Origin of the sequence: Arthrobacter oryzae (genome assembly GCF_003634095.1) — a bacterium.
GTDB classification, from domain to species: domain Bacteria; phylum Actinomycetota; class Actinomycetes; order Actinomycetales; family Micrococcaceae; genus Arthrobacter; species Arthrobacter oryzae.
The window spans coordinates 16361-42939 of record NZ_RBIR01000002.1 but is presented as its reverse complement, the minus strand read 5'-3'; the positions used below and the strand labels follow the sequence as shown (position 1 = coordinate 42939).

The 26579-nt window shown below is 67.5% G+C and carries 22 protein-coding genes; 13 read left to right on the top strand and 9 right to left on the bottom strand.

All coding sequences use genetic code 11. The features are described 5' to 3' along the window. Window positions 1-41 precede the first annotated feature (41 nt). Together C8D78_RS04550 and rsrA are read left to right on the top strand one after the other, a co-directional pair. Window positions 42-794, top strand: coding sequence for a sigma-70 family RNA polymerase sigma factor (locus C8D78_RS04550; RefSeq protein ID WP_120950736.1), 753 nt, complete (start codon window positions 42-44; stop codon window positions 792-794). Next, window positions 791-1051: a mycothiol system anti-sigma-R factor gene (rsrA, locus tag C8D78_RS04545; RefSeq protein WP_120950735.1), complete on the top strand. Its 261-nt coding sequence runs from the start codon at window positions 791-793 to the stop codon at window positions 1049-1051. Before C8D78_RS04550 ends, rsrA begins: the two co-directional genes overlap by 4 nt. 93 nt (window positions 1052-1144) lie before the next feature. Here the strand turns inward: rsrA and C8D78_RS20125 are convergent, their stop codons facing one another. The 5 genes from C8D78_RS20125 to C8D78_RS04520 form a co-directional block, all read right to left on the bottom strand. Further along, window positions 1145-1219 (bottom strand): 50S ribosomal protein bL37, encoded by a 75-nt coding sequence (locus C8D78_RS20125; protein WP_104061284.1) that lies wholly within the window; start codon window positions 1217-1219, stop codon window positions 1145-1147. A gap of 133 nt (window positions 1220-1352) precedes the next feature. Then, the gene (locus tag C8D78_RS04535) at window positions 1353-1979 is read right to left on the bottom strand and encodes a PadR family transcriptional regulator (protein WP_120950734.1); all 627 of its coding nucleotides are present in this window, start codon (window positions 1977-1979) and stop codon (window positions 1353-1355) included. Further along, on the bottom strand, window positions 1979-2806 hold the full coding sequence (locus C8D78_RS04530) for a DUF4097 family beta strand repeat-containing protein (RefSeq protein WP_120950733.1): 828 nt from the start codon (window positions 2804-2806) through the stop codon (window positions 1979-1981). The genes C8D78_RS04535 and C8D78_RS04530 overlap by 1 nt, the downstream gene beginning before the upstream one ends. Window positions 2807-2943: 137 nt before the next feature. Beyond that, a complete protein-coding gene (locus C8D78_RS04525) occupies window positions 2944-3543 on the bottom strand; it encodes a GDSL-type esterase/lipase family protein (RefSeq protein ID WP_120950732.1) in 600 nt (199 codons plus the stop codon). A 111-nt stretch (window positions 3544-3654) separates the two neighbouring features. Then, window positions 3655-7446 (bottom strand): multifunctional oxoglutarate decarboxylase/oxoglutarate dehydrogenase thiamine pyrophosphate-binding subunit/dihydrolipoyllysine-residue succinyltransferase subunit, encoded by a 3792-nt coding sequence (locus tag C8D78_RS04520; protein WP_120950731.1) that lies wholly within the window; start codon window positions 7444-7446, stop codon window positions 3655-3657. Window positions 7447-7903: 457 nt separating this feature from the next. On the opposite strand from C8D78_RS04520, the gene C8D78_RS04515 reads away from it, so the two are divergent. The 6 genes from C8D78_RS04515 (at window position 7904) to C8D78_RS04490 (ending at window position 14929) form a co-directional block, all read left to right on the top strand. Beyond that, complete coding sequence (locus C8D78_RS04515; protein WP_120950730.1) at window positions 7904-9367, top strand: GuaB1 family IMP dehydrogenase-related protein; 1464 nt, start codon at window positions 7904-7906, stop codon at window positions 9365-9367. Between the two features lie 350 nt (window positions 9368-9717). Then, window positions 9718-11052, top strand: coding sequence for a hemolysin family protein (locus C8D78_RS04510; RefSeq protein ID WP_120950729.1), 1335 nt, complete (start codon window positions 9718-9720; stop codon window positions 11050-11052). Next, a complete protein-coding gene (locus C8D78_RS04505; RefSeq protein ID WP_120950728.1) occupies window positions 11049-12113 on the top strand; it encodes a hemolysin family protein in 1065 nt (354 codons plus the stop codon). Before C8D78_RS04510 ends, C8D78_RS04505 begins: the two co-directional genes overlap by 4 nt. 120 nt (window positions 12114-12233) lie before the next feature. After that, window positions 12234-13187 carry a metal ABC transporter solute-binding protein, Zn/Mn family gene (locus tag C8D78_RS04500; RefSeq protein WP_167467855.1) on the top strand — a complete coding sequence of 318 codons (954 nt, stop codon included), beginning with the start codon at window positions 12234-12236 and terminating at the stop codon, window positions 13185-13187. A gap of 50 nt (window positions 13188-13237) precedes the next feature. Then, window positions 13238-14053 carry a metal ABC transporter ATP-binding protein gene (locus C8D78_RS04495; protein WP_120950727.1) on the top strand — a complete coding sequence of 272 codons (816 nt, stop codon included), beginning with the start codon at window positions 13238-13240 and terminating at the stop codon, window positions 14051-14053. After that, on the top strand, window positions 14054-14929 hold the full coding sequence (locus C8D78_RS04490) for a metal ABC transporter permease (protein WP_120950726.1): 876 nt from the start codon (window positions 14054-14056) through the stop codon (window positions 14927-14929). 12 nt (window positions 14930-14941) lie between these two features. Here the strand turns inward: C8D78_RS04490 and C8D78_RS04485 are convergent, their stop codons facing one another. Next, window positions 14942-15403, bottom strand: a complete 462-nt coding sequence (locus C8D78_RS04485) for a Fur family transcriptional regulator (RefSeq protein ID WP_120951683.1) — start codon at window positions 15401-15403, stop codon at window positions 14942-14944. Between the two features lie 132 nt (window positions 15404-15535). Here C8D78_RS04485 and C8D78_RS04480 point away from each other — a divergent pair, with 132 nt between their 5' ends. Further along, window positions 15536-16192, top strand: coding sequence for an MBL fold metallo-hydrolase (locus C8D78_RS04480; protein WP_120950725.1), 657 nt, complete (start codon window positions 15536-15538; stop codon window positions 16190-16192). Window positions 16193-16273: 81 nt separating this feature from the next. On the opposite strand, the gene C8D78_RS04475 is transcribed toward C8D78_RS04480, so the two are convergent. Further along, the gene (locus C8D78_RS04475; RefSeq protein WP_120950724.1) at window positions 16274-17392 is read right to left on the bottom strand and encodes a PLP-dependent cysteine synthase family protein; all 1119 of its coding nucleotides are present in this window, start codon (window positions 17390-17392) and stop codon (window positions 16274-16276) included. 48 nt (window positions 17393-17440) lie between these two features. Between C8D78_RS04475 and C8D78_RS04470 the strand changes: the two genes are divergently transcribed. Next, complete coding sequence (locus C8D78_RS04470) at window positions 17441-18313, top strand: sulfurtransferase (protein ID WP_120950723.1); 873 nt, start codon at window positions 17441-17443, stop codon at window positions 18311-18313. 54 nt (window positions 18314-18367) lie between these two features. Here C8D78_RS04470 and C8D78_RS04465 read toward each other — a convergent pair whose 3' ends face one another. Continuing rightward, window positions 18368-20020 carry an HNH endonuclease gene (locus tag C8D78_RS04465; protein ID WP_244208295.1) on the bottom strand — a complete coding sequence of 551 codons (1653 nt, stop codon included), beginning with the start codon at window positions 20018-20020 and terminating at the stop codon, window positions 18368-18370. A gap of 167 nt (window positions 20021-20187) precedes the next feature. Between C8D78_RS04465 and C8D78_RS04460 the strand changes: the two genes are divergently transcribed. The 3 genes from C8D78_RS04460 to C8D78_RS04450 all read left to right on the top strand — a co-directional run bounded on the left by C8D78_RS04460 (window position 20188) and on the right by C8D78_RS04450 (window position 22471). After that, the gene (locus C8D78_RS04460) at window positions 20188-20751 is read left to right on the top strand and encodes a GNAT family N-acetyltransferase (protein WP_208641877.1); all 564 of its coding nucleotides are present in this window, start codon (window positions 20188-20190) and stop codon (window positions 20749-20751) included. A gap of 128 nt (window positions 20752-20879) precedes the next feature. Continuing rightward, window positions 20880-22046 (top strand): NAD(P)-dependent alcohol dehydrogenase, encoded by a 1167-nt coding sequence (locus tag C8D78_RS04455; protein ID WP_120950721.1) that lies wholly within the window; start codon window positions 20880-20882, stop codon window positions 22044-22046. Beyond that, window positions 22043-22471, top strand: coding sequence for an HIT family protein (locus C8D78_RS04450; RefSeq protein WP_120950720.1), 429 nt, complete (start codon window positions 22043-22045; stop codon window positions 22469-22471). The genes C8D78_RS04455 and C8D78_RS04450 overlap by 4 nt, the downstream gene beginning before the upstream one ends. Window positions 22472-22522: 51 nt before the next feature. Here C8D78_RS04450 and hrpA read toward each other — a convergent pair whose 3' ends face one another. Further along, complete coding sequence (gene hrpA / locus C8D78_RS04445) at window positions 22523-26575, bottom strand: ATP-dependent RNA helicase HrpA (RefSeq protein WP_120950719.1); 4053 nt, start codon at window positions 26573-26575, stop codon at window positions 22523-22525. Between the last annotated feature and the right edge of the window lie 4 nt (window positions 26576-26579).

Genomic DNA, 26579 nt, shown 5'->3' with positions numbered 1-26579 from the left:
GTCCGGCTGCCTGGCGGAAGGGGACAGTAGACTTGAAGGCAATGAGCACCATGGACCCGGCCGTTGCGGCCATGCACGAGGTTTCCGGAAACGACGCCACGCCCACCCAGACCCCTGAGCCCGGCACTGCCGCGGCCCTGGAAACCGAGGTGGACGGCAAGCCGCTGGATGTCTCCACCGAGTCCGCGGAACAGCGCCGGTTGCGCTTTGAACGGGACGCCATGCAGTACGTGGACCAGCTGTATTCGGCGGCCATGAGGATGGCCCGGAATCCGTCGGACGCCGAGGATCTGGTCCAGGAGGCCTATACGAAGGCGTTTTCGGCGTTCCACCAGTACAAGCCCGGCACCAACCTCAAGGCGTGGCTGTACCGCATTCTCACCAACACGTACATCAACCTGTACCGGAAACGCCAACGCGAGCCGCTGCAGTCGAATTCGGACACCATCGAGGACTGGCAGCTTGCCCGCGCCGAGTCGCACACCTCGTCCGGGCTGCGGTCTGCGGAGGCCGAGGCCCTCGACCACCTGCCCGATTCCGACGTGAAGCGCGCGCTGCAGTCGATTCCGGAGGAGTTCCGGCTGGCGGTGTACTTCGCCGACGTCGAGGGCTTCGCCTACAAGGAAATTTCAGACATCATGAACACCCCCATCGGAACCGTCATGTCCCGGCTGCACCGCGGCCGGAAGATGCTGCGGGACATGCTTGCCGATTATGCCGCCGAGCGGGGATTCAGGGCCGCCGGCGAGTCAGGCGCCGCGGCCGACAGCGACAAACAGGAGAACAGGAAATGAGCGACTGCCAGGGACTGGGCGATTGCGACGACGCCCGGATGCAACGTATCTATGAATATCTGGACGGTGCGCTCACGCATCAAGACATCGCAGAGATCAAGGACCACCTGGACAGTTGCCCGGAGTGCCTGGAGCAGTATGACCTCGAATGTGTCATCCGCGTGATGGTCAAGCGTTCGTGCACCGAAGCGGCTCCGGAGAACCTCAAGAACTCCATCCTGGACCGGATTCACTCCATCCGGACCGTGGAAGCCTGAGCCGCGGCCAAGACCCCGGAACGTAAGCGAAAGACCCCGGAACCGTGAGGTTTCCGGGGTCTTTCGCTTAAAGCTGTCGTTCCTAGCCGTAGCTTAGGCGTTGGGGCGCTTACCGTGGTTCGCGCCGCCACGCTTACGGTCACGACGTTTACGTGCACGCTTGCTCATAGCTGGCCTCCTTAATTTTTGGTACTCAAAAGAGCTGCCCTCAAGTCTCCCACATCAGGGCACCCGCCGCGAACCGGCGGCCGGGCACCGGGGGCCGCCGGCGGCTTGTACCGGAAGCGGAAAGAGACGCAGGTCAGCCCTCGAAAGAGTTGCGGATCGAGATCCGGGCCTGATCCAGCACGGTCTTGACGGTCTCGAGCGTGACGGCCGTGACGGGGCGGCTCCCGGCGTGGCGGCGCAGTTCCACCCGCATGTCGTCGCGGAACGCCTGGACGAGCATCTCAGCCTCTTTCAGCCGCCGTTCGCCCTCCGGGGAGTACCGCGGGCCCGCGAAGCCGGCAGGGCCTGTCCCGCCCCCGGCCCGGGCCGAACTGCGCGCCGCCTCCGCGGTTGCCGCGAGATCGGCTCGGAGGCCGCGCATGTTGACGCGGATATCCTGGCGCAGGTTGTCGGCGAGCCGGCGGACCGAGGCCGAGATGTCGTTCTCGACGCCGGCGAGCTCGTCCCGCCGGCTGTTCAGTTCCCTAAGGCCCGCCGGCGTGATGCTGTAGTTGGTGCGGCGGCCCTCCGTGTGGGTGGCCACGAGCCCTTCCTCCTCGAGCTTGCCCAGGCGCGGGTAGATGGTCCCGGCGCTGGGGGAGTAGGTGCCACCGAACCGCTCGCTGAGGGCCTTGATCAGTTCGTAGCCGTGCTTGGGGCCCGACTCCAGCAGGGCGAGCAGATACAGGCGCAGCGCCCCGTGGGCGAAGACGGGCGGCATTAGATGCCCGTTTCGGTGTCCGCGGTGGGCTGGCCGTGGAAGATCGAGGTCTTGCCCGAGACCGAGTTGGTCCGGACCAGCATCAGTTTGGTGTCCGGTCCCGCGATGGTCTGCAGTGTGCCGCCGGGCTGGGCATACCTCTGGCTGTCAATGACCACCGCGCCGCTGGCGGATTTGGCGACGATGTCCACTCCGACGTCGTGGGGGAGCCGGATGGTGACGTCGCCGGAGACCGAATTGGCGCCGAAGTCCTGGGTGAAGCCGTGCAGGTCGAAGTTCAGGTCGCCGCTGACGGTGTTGGCGCGGATGTGGCTGAATTCGCCCGAAGCGGTCACCTCACCGGAGACGCTCTTGGCGGTCAGGACTCCGCTGTGGTTCCGGGCGATCACCTCGCCGCTGACGGTGTTGACGGACAGGTCGCCCGAGGTGCCGTCGGCGAGCACGGACCCGGAGACCGTGTTGAGCCGGGCATGGCCGCTGATGCCGGAGACCATGCCGTCGCCGCTCACCGTTCCTGCTTCCACCTCGACGCCGGCCGGCAGGGCGATGCTGATGACCACGGAGTTGCTGCTGCTGTTGTTGACCGTCCCCATCAGGTTCTTGAACCACCCCTGCGGGCCGTGGAGCTGGTGGCGGACTTCCAGGCGGCCGTCGATGACCGAAACCGACAGCGGGTCGCCGCTGATTTCGGAGACTTCGACCCTCGCGAAGTCCTCGTCATGGGTGACAATATCGAACCGGCCGCGGACGATGCCGAGCTTGAGCGAGCGGACGCCGTCGACGTCGATGGTCTGCGGACCGGTCACGGTCCACGCGTTCTCTGACATGGTTCCTCCGGAAAGGCGAAAGGTGGCTGGACAACTGGCGATATATCGTGACTACGAAGTCACGATATATCGCGGCCGCCTTTCCGGTCAAGATATATCGCGAGTGGCCCGGGGTGTCGGTCCGGCCAGAGGCGGGATTATTCCGGGGCGTCGATGCCGAGCCACTGGAACCAGCCGCGGTGCAGCACGAGCCAGGCCATCAGGCCGTAGCCGGCCTGGCCGGGGGTGCCGCCGTTGGCCGCGAGGTCCTGGCGCCACTGTTCGTGGTTCAGGAGCGGCGAGAAGGTGTCCACGTAGAGGTGCTTCCGGCGCGTGGTGACATCGGCGAAGGCCGTGTTGAGCTCGCCGAGCCGGCGGTTCTGGGTGGGGTCAAGGGTGGGCGGCGGGCCCACCACGAAGACCTCGATTTTGTTCTGGGAGGCGGAGTCAAGGATGTTGGCGAGGTTCAACCGGCTGCGGGCGGTAGACAGGCCGAACTCTATGTCGCGTCCGGACAGGCCGATGACCAGGCGGTTCTCGTGGTGGTTACCGAATCGGCGGCCCGCCTCCTCCAGCCACCGCGCGGCGAGGCCTTCGGTGCCCTCTTGCGGGCACGGCAGGGAGTAGCACTCCAAGGCGACGCTGTCCTGCGGCGTGCGCGCCAGGACCCGGCCGAGCCAGCCGAGGGCTCGCGGATCACCGAGCCCGGCCAACAGCTCGTCCCCAACGGCTGCTATCCGCAGCTTCCGATCTTCCACGACTACCTCTTCACTTCAACGCTGTTCATCAAGCTGACCACTAACAGTCCATTAAACAGAACTGCCCGGCCGGAGTGTTGTGATTCAATCTCCGGCCGGGCAGCAATGGCGCTATTTACGGGCGAATGCCTGCTTGAGCAGGCTGTCCTGTTCTGCCGCGTGGCGCTTCATCGACCCTGCCGCGGTGGAGGCCGAGGCGGGGCGCGAAATGAGGCGGACGCGGCGGTCCAAGGCGTCGGGCAGGTTCAGGCCGATGAACGGCCACGGGCCCTGGTTGGCCGGTTCGTCCTGCGCCCAGACCACTTCGGCGTTCGGGTACTTGGCCAGCTCCGCGGCGATCTCAGCGGCCGGCAGCGGGTAGAGCTGCTCGACACGCACGATTGCGGTGGTCTTGTTCTCGGTCTTCTGCCGGGTGGACAGCAGGTCGTAGTACAGGCGGCCGGAGACCAGCAGCACGCGTTCGACGGCGTCCGCCTGCAGCTGCTCGTGCTCCGGGATGACCGGGCGGAACGAGCCGGTGGTGAAGTCCTCCACGGAGGACGCCGCCGCCTTCAGCCGGAGCAGCTGCTTCGGCGTGAAGATGATGAGCGGCTTGCGCGGCCTGCTGTAGGCCTGGCGGCGCAGCAGGTGGAAGTGCGAGGCCGACGTCGTGGGGTTGGCCACGATCATGTTCTCTTCCGCGCACATCTGGAGGAAGCGCTCGATCCGGGCCGAGGAGTGGTCCGGGCCCTGTCCCTCGTAGCCGTGCGGCAGCATCAGAACCAGCGAGGACCGCTGGCCCCACTTCTGCTCGGCGGAGGAGATGAACTCATCGATGATGGTCTGCGCGCCGTTGACGAAGTCACCGAACTGGGCTTCCCAGAGCACCAGGGCATCCGGGCGCTCCACGGAGTAGCCGTACTCGAAGCCCATGGCGGCGTATTCCGAGAGCAGCGAGTCGTAGATCCACAGCTTGGCCTGGTCCTCGGACAGGTGGGCCAGGGGCAGCCATTCGTCGCCGTTGGCGCGGTCGTGGAAGACTGCGTGGCGCTGCACGAACGTGCCGCGGCGCGAGTCCTGGCCGGCGAGCCGGACGGGGACGCCTTCCATGATGAGCGAGCCGAAGGCGGCGAGCTCGCCGAAGCCCCAGTCGATGCCGCCTTCGCGGGACATGGCTTCACGCTTCTCCAGCAGCTGCTTGAGCTTGGCGTGGACCGTGAAGCCCTCGGGGATATCGGTGTGGGCCTTGCCGATCCGGGCGAGGGTCTCCGCCGGGATCGCGGTGGAGACCGGGGCGCTGACGCCGGAGTCGGACTGCTGGGCCATGGGACGTTCCAGATCGGACACCGCGGCCGAATCGGCAGTGATGATGGGGATCGGGGACGTCTGGGCCGCGTGGGTTTCGGCGAAGACGCGCTCCAGGCGTTCCTGGTAGTCGCGCAGCAGCTGCTCGGCTTCTTCCTCGGTGATGTCACCGCGGCCGATCAGTGATTCGGTGTACAGCTTGCGGACCGAACGCTTGGCTTCGATCAGGTTGTACATCAGCGGCTGGGTCATCGAGGGGTCATCACCCTCATTGTGGCCGCGGCGGCGGTAGCAGACCATGTCGATGACAACGTCCTTGTGGAAGCGCTGACGGAACTCGTAGGCGAGCTGGCCGATGCGGACCACGGCCTCGGGGTCATCGCCGTTCACGTGGAACACCGGCGCCTGGATCATCTTGGCGACGTCCGTGGAGTAGGTGGAGGAACGTGAGGAGGACGGGGCGGTGGTGAAGCCGACCTGGTTGTTGACCACGATGTGGATGGTGCCGCCGGTGCGGTAGCCGCGAAGCTGCGAGAGGTTGAGCGTCTCGGCCACAACGCCCTGGCCGGCGAAGGCGGCGTCGCCGTGCACCATGATCGGGAGCACGGGGAAGACTTCGCCCTGGTCCAGGCGGTCCTGCTTGGCGCGGACGATGCCTTCGAGGACAGAGTCCACCGCCTCGAGGTGCGACGGGTTCGCGGCGAGGTAGACCTTGGTCTCCTTGCCGTTGTCCGAGGTGAAGGTGCCCTCGGTGCCCAGGTGGTACTTGACGTCTCCGGAGCCCTGGACCGAGCGGGGGTCCTGGGTGCCTTCGAATTCGCGGAAGACCTGGGCGTAGGTCTTGCCGGCGATGTTGGTGAGCACGTTGAGCCGGCCGCGGTGGGCCATGCCGATCGCCACCTCGTCGAGTTCGTCGTCGGCGGCGTCGGAGATGATGGCATCCAGCAGCGGAATCAGGGACTCGCCGCCCTCCAGCGAGAAGCGCTTCTGGCCGACGAACTTGGTCTGCAGGAAGGTCTCGAAGGCCTCCGCGGCGTTGAGCTTGGAGACGATGCGCAGCTGCTCGTCACGGCTCGGCTTCGAATACGGGTGCTCCAGCTGGTCCTGGAACCACTTGCGCTCGCCCGGGTCCTGGATGTGCATGTATTCGATGCCGGCGGTCCGGCAGTAGGCGTCGCGGAGGACGCCGAGGATGTCGCGGAACTTCAGCATCGGCTTGCCGCCGAAGCCGCCCGTAGGCCATTCACGGTCCAGGTCCCACAGGGTCAGGCCGTACGTCAGGACGTCGAGGTCCGGGTGCTTGCGCTGGACATACTCGAGCGGATCGGTGTCCGCCATGAGGTGGCCGCGGACACGGTAGGCGTGGATCAGCTGCTGGATCCGGGCCACCTTGTTGATCTCATCCGCCGGGTCCACCTGCAGGTCCGGGCTCCAGCGCACGGGCTCGTAGGGGATGCGCAGGGACTCGAAGATTTCGTCGTAGAAGTTCTGCGCGCCGAGCAGCAGCTGGTGCACGAGCTTAAGGAACTCGCCGCTGCCGGCACCCTGGATGACGCGGTGGTCATAGGTGGAGGTCAGCGTCAGGACCTTGCTGATGGCGTTCTGGGCGATGATCTTCTCGCTGGCACCCTGGAATTCCGCCGGGTAGTCCAGTGCGCCGACGCCGATGATGGCGGCCTGGCCCTTGGACAGGCGCGGCACCGAGTGCACGGTGCCGATGCCGCCGGGGTTGGTCAGGGACACGGTGGTGCCGGAGTGGTCGTCCGCGGTCAGCTTGCCGCTGCGGGCGCGCTTGATCAGGTCCTCGTAGGTGTGCCAGAACTCGGAGAAGTTGAGGGTTTCCGCCTTCTTGATGTTCGGGACCATGAGCAGGCGGGTGCCGTCGGGCTTGGGCATGTCGATCGCGATGCCGAAGTTCACGTGCGCCGGCTGGACCGCCACGGGCTTGCCGTCGATCTCGTCGTAGTAGACGTTCATCGACGGGAACTGGGACAGGGCACGGATGACGGCGTAGCCGATCAGGTGCGTGAAGGAGACCTTGCCGCCGCGTGCGCGGGCCAGGTTGGAGTTGATGACCACGCGGTTGTCGATCAGCAGCTTGGCCGGGATGGCGCGGACGCTCGTGGCGGTCGGCACTTCCAGGCTTGTGACCATGTTCGTCGCGATGGCCTTGGCGGGGCCGCGCAGGACGGAGACGACGTCCTCTTCCGGCGCCGTCGGGGCCTTGACATTCTTGGGCAGCTGCGCCGGGATCGGCGTCGTGCCGGGGCCGGCGTCGGAGGTCTTGGAGCCGTCCCGGGCGACGGTGGCCGGGGCTTTCTTGGCGGCGGGGGCCGGCGCGGGAGCCGCGGCCGCGGCGGGCGCGGCCGGCGCCGGAGCAGCCGGCGCGGCGGGGGGCGCTACAACGGGAATTTCACGGGTGGCAGGTTGCACAGCTGACGCTGTGCCGGACGTTCCGTTGGCGGAAGAGGCGTCACTGGCAGCAAAGGATTCGAACAGGGGCCACCACTTGGCGTCTACCGTGTTCTTGTCCTGCTGGTAACGCTCGTACAGTTCGTCAACGAGCCACTCGTTTCCGCCAAATTCCTCTGGTAGACGGTGGCTAGGCTGCTCTGGCACTTGAAATACGCCTCTTCCATGAGTTTGATTCCCTCTGGCTTCCACGGTGCCGCGGCACAACGATCGAGCCAGTCTCTGCGTCCAGTGAACCCAGACCCATGCCAGTCTAGTGACGATTCTTGCCAAACCGCCAATAAGCGTGACTCAAATCATGGTCTGTCCGTGCGGCCGCCGAAATCCCGGCGAAATCCCGCCGAATTGCGGCCCGGACGCGGCCCGGACACGTTTCCTGAAGCGGTGCGGGAAGCGGTGCGGGAACCGGTGCTTGCGGCGGGCCTGAGGCTGTGCCGGGCGGGGTGGCCCGGCCGGGGCTCGGACCGTTCCTGGATGCCCCCGGCGAGCCGGTCCGGCGGCGGGGGAGCGGCCGGGACCCGGCGCCGCGGCCGTGCCCGGAAAGCGCCCTAGAATCGAGGGAGAACCCGTTTGGCGCCCAAGGGTGCCAGCTTAAGGAGCAGCCGTGCGTTTCCTCAATGAGCCCACCACCGATCTGACCTACTCCGACCTGTTCCTGGTGCCGTCCCGTTCCGATGTCATCTCGCGTCTGGACGTGGACCTCGCGGCCGACGACGGGACCGGCTCGGCGATTCCGCTGGTGGCGGCCAACATGACGGCCGTGACCGGCAAGCGCATGGCCGAGACCATGGCCCGCCGCGGCGGCCTCGGCGTCCTGCCGCAGGACGTCCCGCTCAATGTCATCCGGGAGGTCACGGCCTGGATCAAAGGCCGCCATCCGGTCCTGGAGACCCCTGTCACCCTGGCGCCCACGGACACCGTGATTGATGCCCTGCACCTGATGGGCAAGCGTCCGCACGGCGCCGTGGTGGTGGTGGACCCATCAGGCGCGGTGGCCGGGGTGGTGCGTGCCGCCGACTGCGAGGGTCAGGACCGGTTCGCGTCGCTGGGCTCCGTCATCCGCCACCAGCCGCTGGTGCTGGACGCCGGCATGCTCGGTGCCGGGCCGGGCGCTGAGTCTGCGCAAGCCCTCCGCCGCGCCTTCGAGGCAATGGACGCCGCCGGGACAGACTACGCACCCGTGCAGAAGGACGGGGTCCTGGCCGGCGTGCTCACCCGCAAGGGCGCGCTGCGCTCCACGATCTACCGCCCGTCCTTGGATGAGGACGGCAAACTCAAGGTCGCCGCCGCCGTCGGGATCAACGGGGACGTGGCCGGGCGGGCGGCCGAGCTGCTGGCCGCCGGCGTGAACGTGCTGGTCCTTGATACGGCGCACGGCCACCAGCAGAAGATGTTTGACGCGCTGGCCGCCGTGAAGGGACTCAACCCCGGAGTGCCGGTGGTTGCCGGCAATGTGGTCACCGGTGAGGCCACCCGTGAGCTCATCGAAGCTGGGGCGGACATCGTCAAGGTCGGTGTGGGGCCGGGCGCCATGTGCACCACGCGCATGATGACGGCCGTGGGGCGCCCGCAGTTCAGCGCCGTGCTGGAATGTTCGGCAGCGGCGCGCGAAGTCGGCGGCAGGGTGTGGGCCGACGGCGGTGTCCGGTATCCGCGTGACGTGGCCCTGGCCCTGGCCGCCGGGGCCAGCCAGGTCATGATCGGGTCCTGGTTTGCCGGCACGCACGAAAGCCCCGGGGACCTGCAGCTCGACGCGGGCGGCCGGCAGTACAAGGAAAGCTTCGGCATGGCGTCGGCCCGGGCGGTGCAGAACCGCAACCAGCGCGAGGGCGCGTTCGAAAAGGACCGCAAGGCCCTCTTCGAGGAAGGCATTTCCACGTCCCGCATGTACGTGGACGCGGCACGGCCCGGCGTCGAGGACCTGCTGGACATGATCACCGCCGGTCTGCGCAGTTCCATGACCTATGCCGGCGCGGCCGATCTCGCCTCGTTCCGGGACCGTGCCGTGGCCGGCATCCAGTCCGCGGCCGGGTACGAGGAAGGCCGTCCCGTCCCGCAGAGCTGGTGACCGCATAGGCGGGGACCGCAGAGCCGGTGACGCCGCTGGAGAGGTGAAGCCGCAGGCCGGGGGCTGGCGGTGGCTGCTCCTGTAGACTGAAATTCTTATGGACAGTAAATCTAGGTGCCGGCCTGGGGGCTGTCAGCGGAGAACCGAAACCGTTCCCGCGCAGTCCACCCGCAGAGCCGGCAAACCCCGTTCACGTGCCCATCATTCTCCGGCCGCATGCCACGCCGGAGCCTTCCAGGAAATAGGGTCGGCCTCAGCCGACCATCCTCCGCCGGGAAGCCGCTGGCGGCCACAACGTTCCCCGCAGCGGCACCGGCTGTGCGCCGCCGCACCGGAAGCAGGCCGTTAATATGGAATGGCTGCTCCTCGCCGCAGGCCTCCTGCTCATCCTTGGCACCGGTTTCTTCGTCGCCGTCGAATTCTCCCTGGTCGCACTGGACCAAGCCACCGTGCAGCGGGCGGTGGACACCGGCGACGCCGCCGCCGAGCCCCTGCTCAAATGCCTCAAGTCCCTCTCGACCCAGCTCTCCAGCTGCCAGCTGGGCATCACCATGACCACTCTGCTGACCGGCTACGTCATGGAGCCGTCCGTCGGCAAGCTGCTTGAAGGTCCCCTCGTCGCCCTCGGACTCCCTGCCGCGGCGGCCGCCTCCCTGTCGCTGGTCCTCGCCATGGCGCTGGCCACTCTGCTGTCCATGGTGATCGGCGAGCTGGTGCCCAAGAACATGGCAATCGCCCTGTCCTTTCCGATCGGCAAGGCCGTCGCCCGGCCCCAGCTGGTCTTCACCGCCATCTTCAAACCGGCCATCGTGGTCCTGAACGGATTCTCCAACAAGGTCCTGAATGTCTTCGGCCTGGAGGCCAAGGAGGAAATCTCCGGCGCCCGCACCCCGGCCGAACTCGCCTCGCTGGTCCGCCGCTCCGCCGCCATGGGCACCCTCGATGCCGGAACCGCCAACTTCATCTCCCGGACCCTGAAGTTCTCCGGGCGGACCGCCGCGGACGTCATGACCCCCCGCATCCGCGTCGAAACCATCGACGCCGACCAGCCGGTTTCGGACATCGTCGAGGCCGCGAAGCGCACCGGCTATTCCCGGTTCCCGGTGATCGGGGAGTCCTCCGACGACATCCGCGGCGTGGTCCACATCAAGAAGGCCATCGCCGTGCCCGCGGACCGGCGCGCCAAGCTGGAGGCCGGAGCCATCATGACCGACGTGCTCCGCGTGCCCGAAACCATCCACCTGGACGCGCTCCTGGCCGAACTGCGCGAGGGCAACCTGCAGCTCGCCGTCGTCCTGGACGAATACGGCGGAACGGCCGGCGTCGCCACCTTGGAGGACCTCGTGGAGGAAATCGTGGGCGAAGTTGCCGATGAACACGACAAGGTCCGGCCGGGCCTGCTCCAGAGCGCCTCGGGAGACTGGTACTTCCCCGGACTGCTCAGGCCCGATGAACTCTCCGAACAGATCCCGGGCCTGACCGTGCCCGACGAAGCTGCCTACGAAACGGTGGGAGGCTACGTCATGAGCCAGCTCGGCCGCATCGCGGCAGTCGGCGACCAGGTCGACGTCGTCGGCGGGAAGCTCAGCGTCACCCGCATGGACGGCCGGCGGATCGACCGGATCTGTTTCCAGCCCTCCCGGGTGCCCGGCGGCCAGCCCGCCGGCCAGGAAGGTTCCGCATGAGCGACTGGGCTGGAATCCTGTGGCTTGCCGTCCTGCTGGTCGGCAACGCCTTCTTCGTGGCCGCCGAATTCGCCGTCATGTCCGCCCGGCGCAGCCAGATCGAACCGTTGGCCGAGGCCGGTTCCAAGCGCGCACAGACCACCTTGCGGGCGATGGAAAACGTCTCGCTCATGCTCGCGTGCGCCCAACTCGGCATCACGGTCTGTTCGTTGCTGATCCTGCAGGTGGCCGAGCCTGCCATCCACCACCTCCTGGCGGTCCCGCTGGAAGCGGCAGGCGTCCCGATGGAGGCCGCCGATATTGTAGCCTTCGCCGTCGCGCTGCTGGTAGTGACGTTCCTCCATGTCACCTTCGGCGAAATGGTGCCGAAGAACATCTCCGTGTCGGTCGCGGACAAGGCCGCGCTGCTGCTGGCGCCGCCGCTGATGTTTATCGGACGGATGGTGAAGCCGGTCATTGCGGCCCTCAACTGGTCCGCCAACCACATCCTGAAGCTCCTGCGGATTGAGCCGAAGGACGAGGTCACGTCCTCCTTCACCCTCGAAGAGGTGCAGTCGATCGTGCAGGAATCCACCCGGCACGGGCTGGTGGATGACGACGCCGGACTCATCACCGGAGCGCTGGAGTTCTCCGAGCACACGGCGTCCCGTGTGATGGTCCCGCTGCACAAGCTCGTCATGCTCAAGGCGGCCACCACGCCGGCGGAATTCGAAAAGGCGGTGAGCCGGACCGGGTTCTCCCGCTTCCCGATGCTCGATGACGACGGCATGCTCTCCGGGTACCTCCATATCAAGGACGTGCTGTCCATTCCCGATGCCGGGTACCACCAGCCGATTGCCGAAAGCCGGATCCGGTCGCTGGCCAACCTCGCCATGGATGACGAAATAGAGACGGCCATGTCTGTCATGCAGCGCACGGGCTCACACCTGGCCCGCGTGATCGGGCCCGACGGTCTGACCCAGGGGGTCTTGTTCCTCGAAGACGTGATCGAGCAGCTCGTCGGCGAAATCCGGGACGCGACCCAGGCCAGAGGCTACCGGAGGCTCGGCCAGGACCAGTAGTGGGTAGCGGACGCCGAGGCGGCACGCGATGTATCCCTAAATAGGAATGATTCCTATTTAGGGATACACTCGCACTGTTGCTATTGCTCCTGATTCTCAATAACAGATCCGAGGTTTCCCGTGCGCCGTCCCGCTGCCCGAGCCCTGCTGGCTGGTCTTGCCGGCCTGGGTCTCCTGCTGACGGCCTGCAGCCCGACCCCGGGCAGCTTGCGGGGGACCGCCGGCGACGGCATCGTCGACGTCGTCGCCTCCACCAGCGTCTACGGCGACATCGTTCGCAGCATTGGCGGCGACAAGGTCCGGGTCAGCTCCATCATCAACCGCACCAGCCAGGACCCGCACTCCTACGAGGCCAGCACCCAGGACAAACTGGCCGTTTCCAAGGCCGAGCTCGTGGTCGAGAACGGCGGCGGATACGACACGTTCATTGACACCCTCACCTCCGACACCGGGCTGGACCGCGGCAGCATCATCAACGCCGTGGACGTCTCGGGCCTGGCTTCGGCAAGCCCGGCAGCGACGGCCGCCGGCTCCTCCGGCCAGGCCCACACCGGGCTCAACGAGCACGTCTGGTACAGCGTGCCGGCCATGTCGCGCCTCACGGACGCCGTCGCCGGCAAGCTCAGTGCCCTGGAACCTGCCTCGGCACAGACGTTCCGGGCTAATGCGGCGGCCTTCAAACATGCCCTCGGCGGCCTGGAAGCCAAGCTCGCCGCCATCAAGGCCTCGGAGGCAGGCGCGCCGGTGGCCGTCACCGAGCCGGTGCCGCTGTATCTGCTCGAAGATGCCGGACTCCGGAACCAGACCCCCGCCGCGTACACGGCCGCGATCGAGGAAGACGCAGACGTCCCGCCGGCCGTGCTGAAGTCCGCCGTCGACCTCGTCGGATCCCGCGGCGTCCGGCTGCTGGCCTACAACACCCAGACCGAGGGGCCGCAAACCGTGGCGCTGAAGACGGCCGCCGAGACGGCCGGCGTCCCCGTGGTCAACTTCAGCGAGACCCTCCCGGACGGGCTGTCCTACGTGCAGTGGATGACCGGGAACATTGAGAGCATCAGCAAGGCCCTAGGATGATCGCACCAGCGGGAGCGGCAGTCTCCGCAGAAAAATCGAGGAAACCACAGTTGACACCGGTAGTGAGCCTGCGCGGCGCCTCCCTGACGTTCGGCAAGCGGACACTGTGGGAGGGCCTGGACCTGGACATCAACCCGGGTGAATTCTTTGCCGTGCTCGGCCCCAACGGCAGCGGCAAGACAACCTTCCTGAAGGTCCTGCTGGGACTGCAGGAGCTGAGCACCGGCACCGCAATGCTCGACGGCCGCCCCGTTGTTCGCGGGAGCCGCCGGATCGGCTACGTGCCCCAGCAGAAATCCTTCGACCCGGACACGCCCCTGCGCGCCCGCGACCTGGTGGCCCTCGGCGTGGACGGCCACCGCTGGGGCATCCGCCTTGGCGGCGCGAAAGTGAACCGCAAAGTCGACGAGCTTCTGGACCTCGTAGGCGCCACCGACTACGCCAAAGTACCGGTGGGGCAGCTCTCCGGCGGTGAGCAGCAGCGCCTGCGCGTGGCCCAGGCGCTTGCGACGGATCCCAACGTGCTGCTGTGCGACGAGCCGCTGCTCTCCCTGGACCTTCAGCATCAGCAGGCCGTCAGCGCCCTGATCAACAAGCAATGCCACGAGGCGGACAGCGCCGTGGTCTTCGTGACACACGAGATCAACCCGATCATGGACTACGTGGACCGGGTGCTGTACCTGGCCGGCGGACGGTTCCGGGTGGGCACGCCTGCCGAGGTCATGACCACCGAGGTGCTTTCCGACCTGTACGGCAGCCACGTTGAAGTCATCCAGGCCAATGGCCGGCTGATCGTCGTGGGGCTGCCGGATGCCACCACCCACCATCACCAGGACGCGCATTCTGTCGCGGGGGAGGTGGGCTAGATGGATCTGGGCGACCTGCTGCACTCAATCTTCAATTTCGAAAACTACGGCGAGCTGCTGGTCCTGGTGCAGAACTCAATCTGGGCCGGCGCAGTACTCGGACTTCTGGGCGGCCTGATGGGCACGTTCGTGATGAAACGCGACCTCGCCTTCGCGGTCCACGGCATCTCCGAGCTGTCCTTTGCCGGGGCGGCGTTCGCGCTGCTGATCGGTGCGAACATCGTGCTCGGCTCGCTGGCAGGATCGGTCCTCGCAGCCGTGGTGCTGGGCGTCATGGGGGTCCGTGCGCGGGACAAGAACTCGATCATCGGCGTCATCATGCCGTTCGGACTGGGCCTGGGCATCCTCTTCCTGTCCCTGTATGAGGGCCGGGCCGCGAACAAGTTCGGCCTGCTCACCGGGCAGATCGTGTCCGTCGGAACAGTCCAGCTGCAGGTTCTGGCCTTCGCCGCCGTCGTGGTGATGGTGGCGCTGGTCGCCATCTGGCGTCCGCTGACCTTCGCCAGCGTGGACCCCGACGTCGCCACCGCCCGCGGCGTGCCGGTGCGGGCGCTGGCCCTCGGCTTCATGGTGCTGCTGGGGATCAGCGTGGCGCTGTCCATCCAGATTGTGGGCGCCCTGCTGGTTTTGGCCCTGCTGATTACGCCGGCGGCTGCCGCCATGCGGGTCACGTCCTCGCCCCGGCTGGTGGTCACCCTGAGCATCGTCTTTGCGATGACGGCGACCGTGGGCGGAATCCTGCTGGCGCTCGGCGGCCGGCTGCCGATCAGCCCCTACGTGACCACGCTGTCTTTCCTTATCTACGTCGCCTGCCGGGTGATCGGCGGTGCCAAGGCCAAGCGGGGGATCAACGGCCGGATCCTGCGGAGCCCCTAGCCGCGGCCTCGGTTAGTGGCCGGCCTGCAACTGCGTGCAGTCGGGGCACAGCCCGAAGATCTCAACGGTGTGTTCCACCGCGCTGAAGCCGTGTTCTTTCGCGATGCGCGCTGCCCAGGCTTCGACCGCCGGGGCTTCAACCTCCACGGCCTTTCCGCAGTTGCGGCACAGCAGGTGATGGTGGTGCCCGGTGACGGCGCAGCGCCGGTACACGGCCTCGCCGTCGGCATTGCGCAGGACATCCACCAGTCCGTCGTCGGCGAGGGACTGCAGGATGCGGTAGGACGTCGCGAGCGAAACCGTGGTGCCACGTTCCTGGAGGAACCGGTGCAGTTCCTGGGTGCTGACGAAGTCTGCGAGATCGTCCAGGGCAGCACTGACGGCGAGGCGCTGCTTGGTGACGCGCTGCTCCCTGCCCGGTGCGGGGGCCGATGCCGGAACCCGGCCGCTGCCGGCGGTGGCGCCCTGGGACATCATGGAACTCGCTTCGCTTGGGTTTCTCGGGTAACTCGCTAACCGGTGGTGGCAATGTCCAAGATTACCAGCGTCCAAGATTGCCGGCAGCGCTCCGTGGACACCGTGACGGCTGTTCCCTAGGCTGGCCGGATGAAGCTCACGAAATTCACGCATGCCTGTGTTCGCCTTGAGAAGGACGGCCGGGTGCTGGTGTTTGACCCGGGCACGTTCTCGGAGACGGACCAGGCACTGGCCGGAGCGCATGCCGTGCTGATCACCCACGAGCACGCCGACCACGTGGACGCGGACGCCGTCGCGGCGGCGCTGCAGTCGAACACTGGCCTGGAGCTTTTCGCCCCGGAAGCGGTGGCCGCCACGCTCCGCAGCAAGGCGCCCGACGCCGGGAGCCGCATCCATGCGGCGTCCGCCGGTGAGGAATTTGAAACCGCCGGCTTCGCGGTCCGGACTTTTGGCGGCCAGCATGCCCTCATCCACCCGCAGATTCCCGTGGTGGCCAACGTCGGCTACCTGGTGGACGGCAACGTTTACCACCCGGGGGACTCCTTCGCGATTCCCGACGGCGTCGACGTCCGGACGCTGCTGGTGCCCATCCATGCACCTTGGAACAAGGTGGGCGAGGTGGTGGACTTTGTGATCGGCGTCCGCGCGCCAAAGGCCTTCCCGGTCCACGATGCGCTCCTGAACGAGATGGGCCGCGGTCTGGTGGAAGGCCACGTGACCCGGATCGGTGCGAAATACGGAACCGAATACCGGCACCTTTCCAGCGGCGATTCCGTGGAAGTTTAGCCGCCGCGGCCGGCAGCTCCGCTGCGGCCCATAGGGCCGGGTTCCGGATGGTCGGGGACCGGGTAATCAGACGGCCGGGCGTCAGGCCGGCCAGACGCCGCGGTCGAAGAATTCGCGCAGCGTCGCCTCGTGCGGTTCCGGATCCAGGCCGTGGGCGGCCAGCCACTCCGCGTTGTAGTAGTTGCCGGCGTAGCGGTCTCCGGCGTCGCAGATGAGCGTGACGATACTGCCCCGACGGCCCTCGGCGACCATTTCGGCGATCAGCTGCCACACGCCCCACAGATTGGTGCCCGTGGAGGGCCCGGCGTGCAGTCCGGCGTGCTCCCTGAGGTGGCGCATAGCCGCCACCGATGCGGCGTCGGGCACCCGGATCATGTGGTCGATCACGGCGGGCACAAAACTCGGTTCCATCCGCGGGCGGCCGATGCCCTCGATGCGGGACGGCAATCCGGCGGCCGGCGCGGCAGGAGCTGTCCCGGCGGCTAGGGTCCCGCCGTCGGACTGGCTGGCCAGCCAGCCCGGATAGAACGCGGAATTTTCCGGGTCAACGACGGCGAGCCTCGTTGGGTGGCGGTGATAGCGCAGGTACCGGCCGATCGTGGCGCTGGTCCCGCCGGTGCCTGCGCCGACCACTACCCAGTGTGGGACGGGATGCTCTTCCAGGGCCAACTGGCCGAAGATCGACTCGGCGATATTGTTGTTTCCGCGCCAGTCCGTGGCCCGCTCTGCATACGTGAATTGGTCCATGTAGTGCCCGCCGGTGCTGCTGGCCAGGTCCGCGGCCGCCGCGTAGACCTCGGAGGCGTGGTCCACCAGATGGCAGGAGCCCCCGAATTGTTCAATCAGGGCGATCTTCTCCCGACTGGTGGTCCGGGTCATCACCGCGATGAAGGGGAGCCCCAGCAACTGCGCGAAATAAGCTTCGGAGACGGCGGTGCTGCCGCTGGAGGCCTCAACGATTGTGGTGCCTTCCCGGATCCAGCCGTTGACGAGGCCGAACAGAAACAGCGAACGTGCCAGCCGATGCTTCAGGCTGCCTGTGCGGTGCGTCGATTCGTCCTTCAGGTACAGCTGCACTCCCCAGTGCGCGGGGAGCGGCATCGAATACAGGTGCGTGTCGGCTGATCGGTTGCTCTCGGCGTTGATCCGGCGGACGGCTTCGTCGGCCCAGGCCCGGTCCTGCTGGTGCGCGGTGTTCACCGCTACAGCCTACCGGGCGAGCCCGGACGCCGAAGATAGAGTGGGCGCATGGACACCCTCATCGATGCAGCTGCCCTGAAGGACCAACTGGACCGTGCCGGCGAATCCGGCCAGCGCACAGTGGTCCTTGACGTTCGCTGGGCGCTGGGTGACCCGCATGGTTACGACCATTACCTGCGCGGGCACATTCCCGGAGCCGTCTTCGTGGATCTCGCCACCGAACTCGCCGGTCCGGCGGAACCGGCCCGCGGAAGGCATCCGTTGCCCCCGCAGGAGCAGTTCCAGGAGTCCGCGCGCCGCTGGGGCATCAGCGACGGCGACGCCGTCGTGGCGTACGACGACAGCAGCAACATGGCAGCCGCGCGGCTGTGGTGGATGCTGCGCAACGCCGGCTTCCGTTCGGTCCGCCTGCTCGACGGCGGCCTGGCTGCCTGGCGCGCCGCAGGGTTGGACCTGGCCGCGGGAGCCGAACAGCCTGAGCCTGGCAACGTCACCCTCTCCGAGGGGGCGATGCCGTCGATCGACGCCGGGCAGGCAGCTTCCTGCGGACAGCGTGGACTGCTTCTCGACGCCCGCGCGGCCGAGCGCTACCGCGGCGAAATCGAACCCGTGGATCCCCGGGCCGGCCACATCCCGGGCGCCGTGAGTGCCCCCACTACGGGCAATCTGCGGGCCGACGGGGCGTTTCTGGCGCCGGCAGAGTTGCGCGAGCGCTTCGAGCGGCTTGGCTACCGGGCAGGCGTGCCCACCGCCGTGTACTGCGGTTCCGGGGTGACGGCCGCCCACGAAATCGCGGCCCTTGAGATCGCCGGCCTCTCTGCGGCCTTGTACCCGGGCTCATTCTCGGAGTGGTGCCACAATTCGTCCAACGACGTTGTCACCGGCGCTGCGCCGTACAGCGAGAACGCCGCTTCCCACTAGTCTCACCTGGTTTCCGGCGGACAAACTGGCAGGCAGTGCTGCGATTCATTGCTCTCAGGCCGCCGCGACAGTTGTGCGCTTGAGGCTCTTGAGGGCCTTCGCCCGCTCGAGGAGCTGACGGCGCTCGCAAGAGCTGGGCTGCGCGGCACCGTGTGGAAGCGAACGAGACAGGTTTGTTCCAGACAGCGGCACCCCCGAGGCGTGATCACCAGAGGCTGGGATTCCGGTCAGTCGTGTGCCGGGTGGGGCTGGTGCGGTGGACCGGTAGCTGTGGCCGGTGGGGGTTGTGAGTTCGATGGTGTGCCTGTGACCGGGCGCGGACCCGGGTCCGGCTGCCAAACCGTTCTGGGGCTCCGGTCCGGGGATCGGGCGGGCGTTCCAGCCGGGGGTTTCTTTTGTGTGGTTGCAGGCTTCGCAGAGTCCGGCGCCGTTGGCCACGGTGGTGGGGCCGCCGTCGTGGTGCGGGATGATGTGGTCCAGGTGGCGGATCGGGGCATCGCAGTACGGGGTGCGGCAGGTGTGGTCGCGGGCGGTGATGAAGCGGCGCAGTCCGGCGGGGAAGATCCGGGCACGGGAGTCCATGGCCACGAGGTCGCCGGTGCCCGGGTGGGTGTAAAGCCGCCGGAGCCAGAGCGCGAACGCCGGGTCGCGTCCGTCCCGGCCGTCAGCAATCCCTCCGGTACCAACCCCACCGGCAGCACCGTCACTCGGATCCGGGGCCGCGCCGTCTCCGTCGCCACTGCCGCAGTTGACGCGTGGCCCGGGCGGAGCGCCGGGGTCGTGCTTGTTGAAGCCGTGGTCTCCGGGGTCCGGTGGCCGGCGTGCGGCGGGGCCGGAGTCCGCGGAATAATGGGCGGCGTGCCCGGTGAGGAGGGTGCGGGCCCATTCGGCGGGGACGACGCCGTAGCCCGGGAGCACGGCCGGCTCGGCGTCGGACTGGAAGAGGGTGCGGTCGGTCAGGATGACCTGGATCTCGACCCCGCTGATCCCGCCGGGGGTGCCGGTGGCGCGTTCGACGAGGGCGTCGGCCATGGCCTGGCCGCGGGTGCGGGGGTCCCCGGCGTTGCGGAGGGAATCGGCGTGCCGGGTCAGGGCGGTGTGGACGGCCACCCCTTCGGCGACCGGCAACAGCGCGGTCAGGTGGCACATGGTGTCCGGGGCCGGGCGCAGGCTGACGTGCCGTTCGGTGGCGGCGTGCGCCGCGCGCTGGGTGATGGAGCGCGGGTCCCGCCGGTACGCGGCGGCCCGTGCCGCGGCACCAATGGCCCGGTCACCGGCGCCGGCGAACGTGCCGGTGTCGGGCGCCAGTTCCTCGTCGACGGCAGCCCGGTCGGCCGGGGTCAGGCAGGCGGTTTCGCGCACCAGCAGGGTGGCCCGCCATTCGTTGAGCTGCCCGGTTTCCAGCCCGGCGAGGGTGTGGGGCATTTCGGTCACGAGGGCTTTGGCCAGGCCCAGGAGCTGCCCGCCCTTGGCCGGGGATTCGCGCCGGGCCAAGGCGATCTGCGCGCCGATCCCGGCCCCGAGCTTATCCGCGGGCATCCCGGCGTCGGCCTGCTCGCGGCGTTGGGCGATATCGAATGAGACGGAGATACGGGCCTGCAGGGCGGAGGCCGCACATTTCAGGTCCTCGAGTTCGCGGAGCTGGTCGACCATCCCGGCACTGTCCTTTGCCGGGCGGACGGCAGCCAACGTGAGGGCCACATCCATGACCGTCACGCCTTTTGGCTGAGCCACATCGGGCTCCTGATTGCCGTCCATGAATCCACTCTCCTCCGGAGGACCGACATTAAAGGGCCAGCCAGAATCGGGGCCAAATAACCGGCCATGTGGGGGACATGGCACGTATGCGGTCGAGCCTCTGGAAGACTCTGAGCATGATGGGAAAACTTCACATGTCTTGGCTGACTACCCCTGCAATGGTCAAGCCCCATTTAAGGAACCAGCTTCTGGAGTGTTGGCGGGACGTGTCCAACGCCGGGGGCGCGGTGGGCTTTCCTTTCCCGCCGGTATCCGACGGTCAAGTCTTATCTTCGATTGACGCCATGGTCCGGACCCTGGACCAGCACGTGGATCGCATCCTCCTTGCTACGGTGAACGGCGAGCTGGCCGGCTGGCTGCTCCTGGCCGGCAATTCGAACGAACTCACAGCGCATTGGGCGCGCGTACTGCGGGTCCAGACAGCATTGGAATTCCGAAACCGTGGTGTCGGCCGCGCACTTATGGAGGAAGTGGCCCGAGCGGCGACGGAGGATCTCGCGCTTGAACAGCTTCACCTCAAATTGCGGTCAGGTATGGGTCTGGAGGGCTTCTACCAATCGTGCGGCTGGCGAGAAATCGGACGATGGCCCGCTGCCCTCCGGTTGCCCGAGGGTGACCAAGACGAAGTACTTATGGCCTTGGCCTTGCACCGCAGTTCCGAGGAACTCGTTGGCGTCTAGGGTTATTCAAACGGACCACTGGCGCGAAGGCCGGCGGGCGGCCCCGTCTCGCGGCCAAGCGTCTCCGTCCAAAGTGGCGTGGCGCTCCAAAGTGGAATCCACGCAGGCAGCGGGGGTAGCGTCGACGTATGACACCTGGACGCCCTGTACCCCCGCCCCTTGCCAAGCCGCTGCCGGATGTGGACACCCCCTCGAACACCAGCGCTGACACCACCGGCGCAACCCTGGCCGCTGCCTACGGTGCCACCTCACCGGAAAGCGGGCTTGTGCCCCTGACAGTTTCCCGCCGCGCGCCCAAGGCGGATGACATTGAGATCGCCATCGAATTCTGCGGACTGTGCCACTCCGACGTGCACGCCACCCGCGGCGAATGGGGCGGTGACACGTATCCGTTGATCCCGGGCCACGAGATCGTCGGCCGGGTTACCCGGGTCGGTTCCGACGTCGACGACTTCACGGTCGGAGAGCGCGTCGGCGTGGGCTGCATGGTGGACTCCTGCCGCGAATGCGACAGCTGCCTGGACGGCCTCGAGCAGTACTGCGAAAACGGCATGGTGGGAACCTACGGAGCCAAGGATCCCCGCAACGACGGCGCCATCACCCAGGGCGGTTACGCGACGTCCATCGTCGTGGACCGCAACTACGTCCTGCGGATCCCGGAGAGCCTGGATCCCGCCGCGGCCGCGCCCCTGCTGTGCGCCGGCATCACCACGTATTCGCCGCTGAACCACTTCGAAGTCGAAGAGGGCGACGTCGTCGGCGTCGTCGGGCTCGGCGGCCTCGGCCACATGGCCGTCAAGATCGCCAAGGCCATGGGTGCTGAGGTCAAGGTCTTTACGACGTCCGAAAGGAAGTTCGCCGCGGCCCGCGAGCTGGGCGCCGATGACGTCATCCTCTCCACGGACCCGGCCGCGATGGAAGCCGCGAACCGCAGCATCGATGTCATCATCGACACCGTCGCCGCGCCGCATGACCTCAATCCGTACTTCCACACGCTGCGCCTGGACGGCGCCCTCTTCCAGCTGGGCCTGCCCTCCGAAGCAATGCCGCCCGTCAATCCCGGCGCACTGATCCGGCGCCGGATCGCGTACGCGGGGTCACTGATCGGCGGCATCGCCGAGACCCAGGAGATGCTGGACTTCTGCGCCGAGCACGGCGTGGTGTCCGACGTCGAGGTGGTCGGCGCAGACCAGCTGAACGACGCCTATGACCGCATGGTGGCCGGCGACGTGAAGTACCGTTTTGTCCTGGACGTCAGCACCCTGGGGTCCCCGACGGAAAAGGCGGACGCATGAGCAGTCTCTTCACCAAAATCATCAACGGCGAGATCCCCGGCCGCTTCGTCTGGCGGGAGGACGACGTCGTGGCGTTCCTGACCGTGGGGCCGCTGGCCGACGGCCACACCCTGGTGGTGCCCACGGAGGAAGTGGACCGCTGGACGGACGCTTCCCCCGAGACGCTCGCCCGGGTCATGGAGGTGGCCCGGAAGATCGGCGCCGTCCAGGTGGAGGTGTTCGACGCCGCCCGGGCCGGCTTGATCGTGGCCGGCTACGAAATCAATCACATGCACGTCCATGTGTGGCCCTCCAACTCGATGGCGGACTTTGACTTCGGCTCGGTGGACCAGCACCCGGATCCGGCCAAGCTGGACGCCAACGCGGAGAAGCTCCGCGAGGGCCTCCGCGCGGCAGGACACGCGGAGCACGTCCCGAACGCCTAGCTCCTCCGGCCTGAGTTAACAAGGTACTGGCGCCGCGAAGCCCCCAGGGGGCTACGCCGGCGCCAGTACCTTGTTAAGCGCCGCCCGGATGCGCTTTTCGGACACCGAATACGCGGTCCCGAGCTCGACGGCGAAGAGGCTCACCCGCAGTTCCTCGATCATCCAGCGCACTTGGGTTAACTCCGCGCCGGCCCGCCGCCCCGGCAGGAGCGCCGAGACGGCGTCGTCGTAGTCGTCTTCGAGGGCCTGGACGGCGGCCATGTGCTGGGCGTCCCGCTGGACGTTGCCCGGCAGCTTCTCGAGGCGTTTTTCGATCGCCGCTAGGTAGCGCGGCAGCTGGCTGAGCTGCGCGTAGCCCGTGCGTGCCACGAACCCGGGATACACGAGCTGCTCCAGCTGGCTCTTGACGTCGTTGAGCGCACTGATGAGGGCAAGGCTCGTGGTGCCCTTGAGCTGCTTTTCGATCCGGCGGGTGCTGGCAAGGATCCGTTCAACGACGGCGGTGACCGTGAAGACGGTGTCGATCAGCTCCGCCCGGACACTCTCGTAGAGCGCCTTGAAGGAAACCTCGTCCCACGGCAGCTCGGCCGGCGTGAGTTTGTCGATGGCGGCCAGGGCACAGTCCGCGATGAGCGCGGCCACGGAACCGTGCGGGTTCTGGCTGAACGTCAGTTTCTCGGTGTTGTTCAGGTGCTCCAGGACGTAGCGGTCCGGCGGCGGCACCTTGAGAGCCAGGAGCCGGATGACGCCGGCGCGCATGGCCTCCTGCTGTTCGGACTGCGTTTGGAAGAGCCGCAGCGCCACCGACTGTCCCTCGTCCACCAAGGCAGGGTAGCCCGTGACCGTGTGCCCGCCGACGCTGCCCTGGACCTGGCGCCGAACGGGGCCGAACGTCCAGTCCGTCAGACCGGACAATTCGGTGAAGCCGGCCTGGGCGGCGGATGCCGCGCCAGCCGCGGCGGCCGAAGGCGATGCTCCGGACCGGGAGGCCCGGCGCCCGTCCGCCCCGTTCGCGGGGCCCTGGCCGCCGGACTTCCCTCTCGCGGGGGGCGCTGTAGTGGCCGGGGTGGCACCGAGGGATTCGGCGATGGCCCGGCGGGTGGCCGGGGCCAGCCGCTCCTGCAGCGCGCCGAGGTCCTTGCCCTCATCCAGCACCTTGCCGCGGGAATCCACAACCCGGAAGCTGACCCGCAGGTGCGGGGGCACGGCGTCCCAGTTCCAGGACCCCGGCGGAATGACCTGGCCGCGGATACGGCGCAGCACCAGTTCCAGCGACGGTTCGAGCTCGTCGGTGGCGGGATCGAAGTCCGCTTCCAGCGCGGCGACCGCCTGGCGGGCCACATCCGGTGCCGGAACGAAGTTCTTGCGGATCTGCTTGGGCAGCGACTTGATGAGCGCCGTCACGAGTTCCACCCGCTGCCCGGGGATCAGCCAGCGGAACGCGGCGTCGTCGAGCTGGTTCAGGAACAGCACGGGGACCTCCGCGGTGACGCCGTCGGAGGGATTCGGCGGCGATCCGGGCGCCACGGGATGGAACTCGTAGCTCAGCGGCAGCTCGAAGCCCTTGTGCAGCAGGGTCTTCGGGTAGGCCGAATCGTCCAGGGCCGCGGCATCCTCGCTGATCAGCAGCGACTGGTCGAAATCGAGGAGCGTGGGATCCTGCTGCCGGGCGTCCTTCCACCATTTGTCGAAGTGCCGCTCGGAGACGACGGTCCTGCCGATCCGGGCATCGTAGAACTCGAACAGCGTCTCGTCATCGACCAGGATGTCCCGGCGCCGCATCCGGGCCTCAAGCTCCTCGACCTCGTGGAGCAGTGCGCGGTTGCGGTGGAAGAACTTGTGGTGGGTCTGCCAGTCGCCTTCAACGAGGGCGTGGCGGATGAAGAGCTCGCGGCAGAGCTCCGGATCCACGCTGCCGTAGTTGATGCGCCGGTTCGGGATGATGGGCACGCCGTAGAGGGTGACCTTTTCGTGGGCCATCACCGCGCCCATCTTCTTGGACCAGTGCGGCTCGCTGTAGCTGTGCTTGACCAGGCCCGGGGCCACCTGCTCGGCCCAGAGGGGGTCGAATTTCGCCGCGACGCGGGCCCAGAGCCGGCTCGTCTCCACGAGTTCGGCGGCCATCACGAAGGTGGGGGACTTCTTGAACAGTGCCGAGCCCGGGAAGATCGCGAAGCGGCTGCCGCGGGCGCCGGCGTACTCGCGTTTGCGCTCGTCGAGGATGCCGATGTGGCTCAGCAGCCCGGAGAGCAGGCTGATGTGGATGCCGTCGTGGTTGCCCACGGGATCTGCCAGGCGCTTGTTGTCCAGGCTGATGCCCAGCGGACGGGCGAGCTGGCGCAACTGGGCGAACAAGTCCTGCCACTCCCTGACCCGCAGGTAGTTGATGAACTCGTTGCGGCAGAGCCGGCGGAACGCGGTGGAAGAAAGCTCCTGCTGCTTCTCCTGCAGGTAGTTCCACAGGTTCAGGTAGCCGGTGAAGTCAGAGTTCTCGTCCCGGAACCGGGCGTGCTTCTCCGCGGCCAGTTGCTGCTTGTCGGTCGGGCGCTCGCGCGGGTCCTGGATGGTCAGGGCGGCGGCGAGGATCATGACCTCGCGGACGCAGCCGCGCTTGCCGGACTCCACGATCATCCGGCCAAGCCTCGGGTCCACCGGCAGCTGGGCCAGTTGCTGCCCGACGGCGGTGAGCCCGCCGCCGCTTCTGCCTGTGTCAGTGCCGCCGCGCCGGGGGCCGGTGCGTCCGTCGCCGCCGTCGGTTGGTTCCTGCCGCGCGGCATTGAGGGCGCCGAGTTCGCGCAGGAGGCTGACGCCGTCGTTGATGGCCCGTGAATCCGGCGGTTCGACGAAGGGGAAGTTCTCCACGTCCTTCGGCCCGCGGGCCACGCCCATGGCGGTCATCTGCAAGATGACGGCCGCCAGGTTGGTGCGCAGGATTTCCGGGTCCGTGAACAGCGGCCGGGACTCGAAGTCCTCCTCGGAGTACAGCCGGATCGCGATGCCGTCGGAGACACGGCCGCAGCGGCCCGAGCGCTGGTTGGCCGAGGCCTGGGATACACGCTCGATCGGCAGGCGCTGGACCTTGGTGCGGTGCGAGTAGCGGGAGATGCGGGCCGTGCCGGTGTCGATGACGTACTTGATGCCGGGGACCGTGAGCGAGGTTTCCGCGACGTTGGTGGCCAGCACGATCCGGCGTTTGCTGCCGGGGTGGAAGACCTTGTGTTGCTCCTGCAGGCTCAGCCGGGCGAAGAGGGGGAGGACCTCGGTGCCGGCCAGCCGCCGGTTGGACTGGATGCGCGCGTTGAGGGCCTCCGCCGCGTCACGGATTTCGCGCTCGCCGGAGAAGAAAATGAGGATGTCGCCCGGGGCCTCCAGAGCGAGTTCGTCGACGGCGTCGCACACCGCGTCGAGCGGGTCGCGGTCCTCCTCGAGTTCGTCGTCCGAGCCTGAGCCTTCGCCGGCTCCGTCTTCGGTGCCAGCACCGGCGCCGCCGGCCGGCTGGGAGAGCGGGCGGTAGCGGATCTCCACAGGGAAGGTCCGGCCCGAGACCTCGATGATGGGGGAGGGCTGGTCCTCGCTGCCGAAGTGCTTGGCGAAACGCTCCGGGTCGATCGTGGCCGAGGTGATGATGATCTTCAGGTCCGGGCGCTGGGGCAGGATCCGCTTGAGGTAGCCGAGGATGAAGTCGATGTTGAGACTGCGCTCGTGGGCCTCGTCGATGATGATCGCGTTGTACTTGCGCAGCAGCCTGTCCCGCTGGATTTCCGCCAGCAGGATGCCGTCGGTCATGAGCTTGACCTTGGTGGACCGGCTGACCTCGCCGGTGAAGCGGACCTGGAAGCCCACCTCCTGGCCGATCTCGACGCCGAGTTCCTCCGCAATGCGCTCGGCGACGGTGCGGGCCGCGAGCCGGCGGGGCTGGGTGTGGCCGATCAGCCCCTTCTCGCCCAGGCCGAGCTCCAGGCACATCTTCGGGATCTGGGTGGTCTTTCCCGAGCCGGTCTCGCCGGCGATGATGGTCACCTGGTTGGCCGCGATGGCGGCCATCAGATCTTCGCGGCGCTCGGAAACCGGCAGCTCGGCGGGGTAGGAAATATGCAATGTCATGGCT

Bases quoted from the DNA above. Each gene is read 5' to 3' on its own strand.
- C8D78_RS04480 (WP_120950725.1), top strand. From the start codon at position 15,536: ATGAAGCTCACGAAATTCACGCATGCCTGTGTTCGCCTTGAGAAGGAC.
- C8D78_RS04535 (WP_120950734.1), bottom strand. From the start codon at position 1,979: ATGCCGCCCGTCTTCGCCCACGGGGCGCTGCGCCTGTATCTGCTCGCC.
- rsrA (WP_120950735.1), top strand. From the start codon at position 791: ATGAGCGACTGCCAGGGACTGGGCGATTGCGACGACGCCCGGATGCAA.
- C8D78_RS04485 (WP_120951683.1), bottom strand. From the start codon at position 15,403: ATGTCCCAGGGCGCCACCGCCGGCAGCGGCCGGGTTCCGGCATCGGCC.
- C8D78_RS04530 (WP_120950733.1), bottom strand. From the start codon at position 2,806: ATGTCAGAGAACGCGTGGACCGTGACCGGTCCGCAGACCATCGACGTC.
- C8D78_RS04505 (WP_120950728.1), top strand. From the start codon at position 11,049: ATGAGCGACTGGGCTGGAATCCTGTGGCTTGCCGTCCTGCTGGTCGGC.
- C8D78_RS04450 (WP_120950720.1), top strand. From the start codon at position 22,043: ATGAGCAGTCTCTTCACCAAAATCATCAACGGCGAGATCCCCGGCCGC.
- C8D78_RS04465 (WP_244208295.1), bottom strand. From the start codon at position 20,020: ATGGATGTGGCCCTCACGTTGGCTGCCGTCCGCCCGGCAAAGGACAGT.
- C8D78_RS04550 (WP_120950736.1), top strand. From the start codon at position 42: ATGAGCACCATGGACCCGGCCGTTGCGGCCATGCACGAGGTTTCCGGA.
- C8D78_RS04460 (WP_208641877.1), top strand. From the start codon at position 20,188: ATGATGGGAAAACTTCACATGTCTTGGCTGACTACCCCTGCAATGGTC.
- C8D78_RS04470 (WP_120950723.1), top strand. From the start codon at position 17,441: ATGGACACCCTCATCGATGCAGCTGCCCTGAAGGACCAACTGGACCGT.
- C8D78_RS04510 (WP_120950729.1), top strand. From the start codon at position 9,718: ATGGAATGGCTGCTCCTCGCCGCAGGCCTCCTGCTCATCCTTGGCACC.
- C8D78_RS04490 (WP_120950726.1), top strand. From the start codon at position 14,054: ATGGATCTGGGCGACCTGCTGCACTCAATCTTCAATTTCGAAAACTAC.
- C8D78_RS04455 (WP_120950721.1), top strand. From the start codon at position 20,880: ATGACACCTGGACGCCCTGTACCCCCGCCCCTTGCCAAGCCGCTGCCG.
- hrpA (WP_120950719.1), bottom strand. From the start codon at position 26,575: ATGACATTGCATATTTCCTACCCCGCCGAGCTGCCGGTTTCCGAGCGC.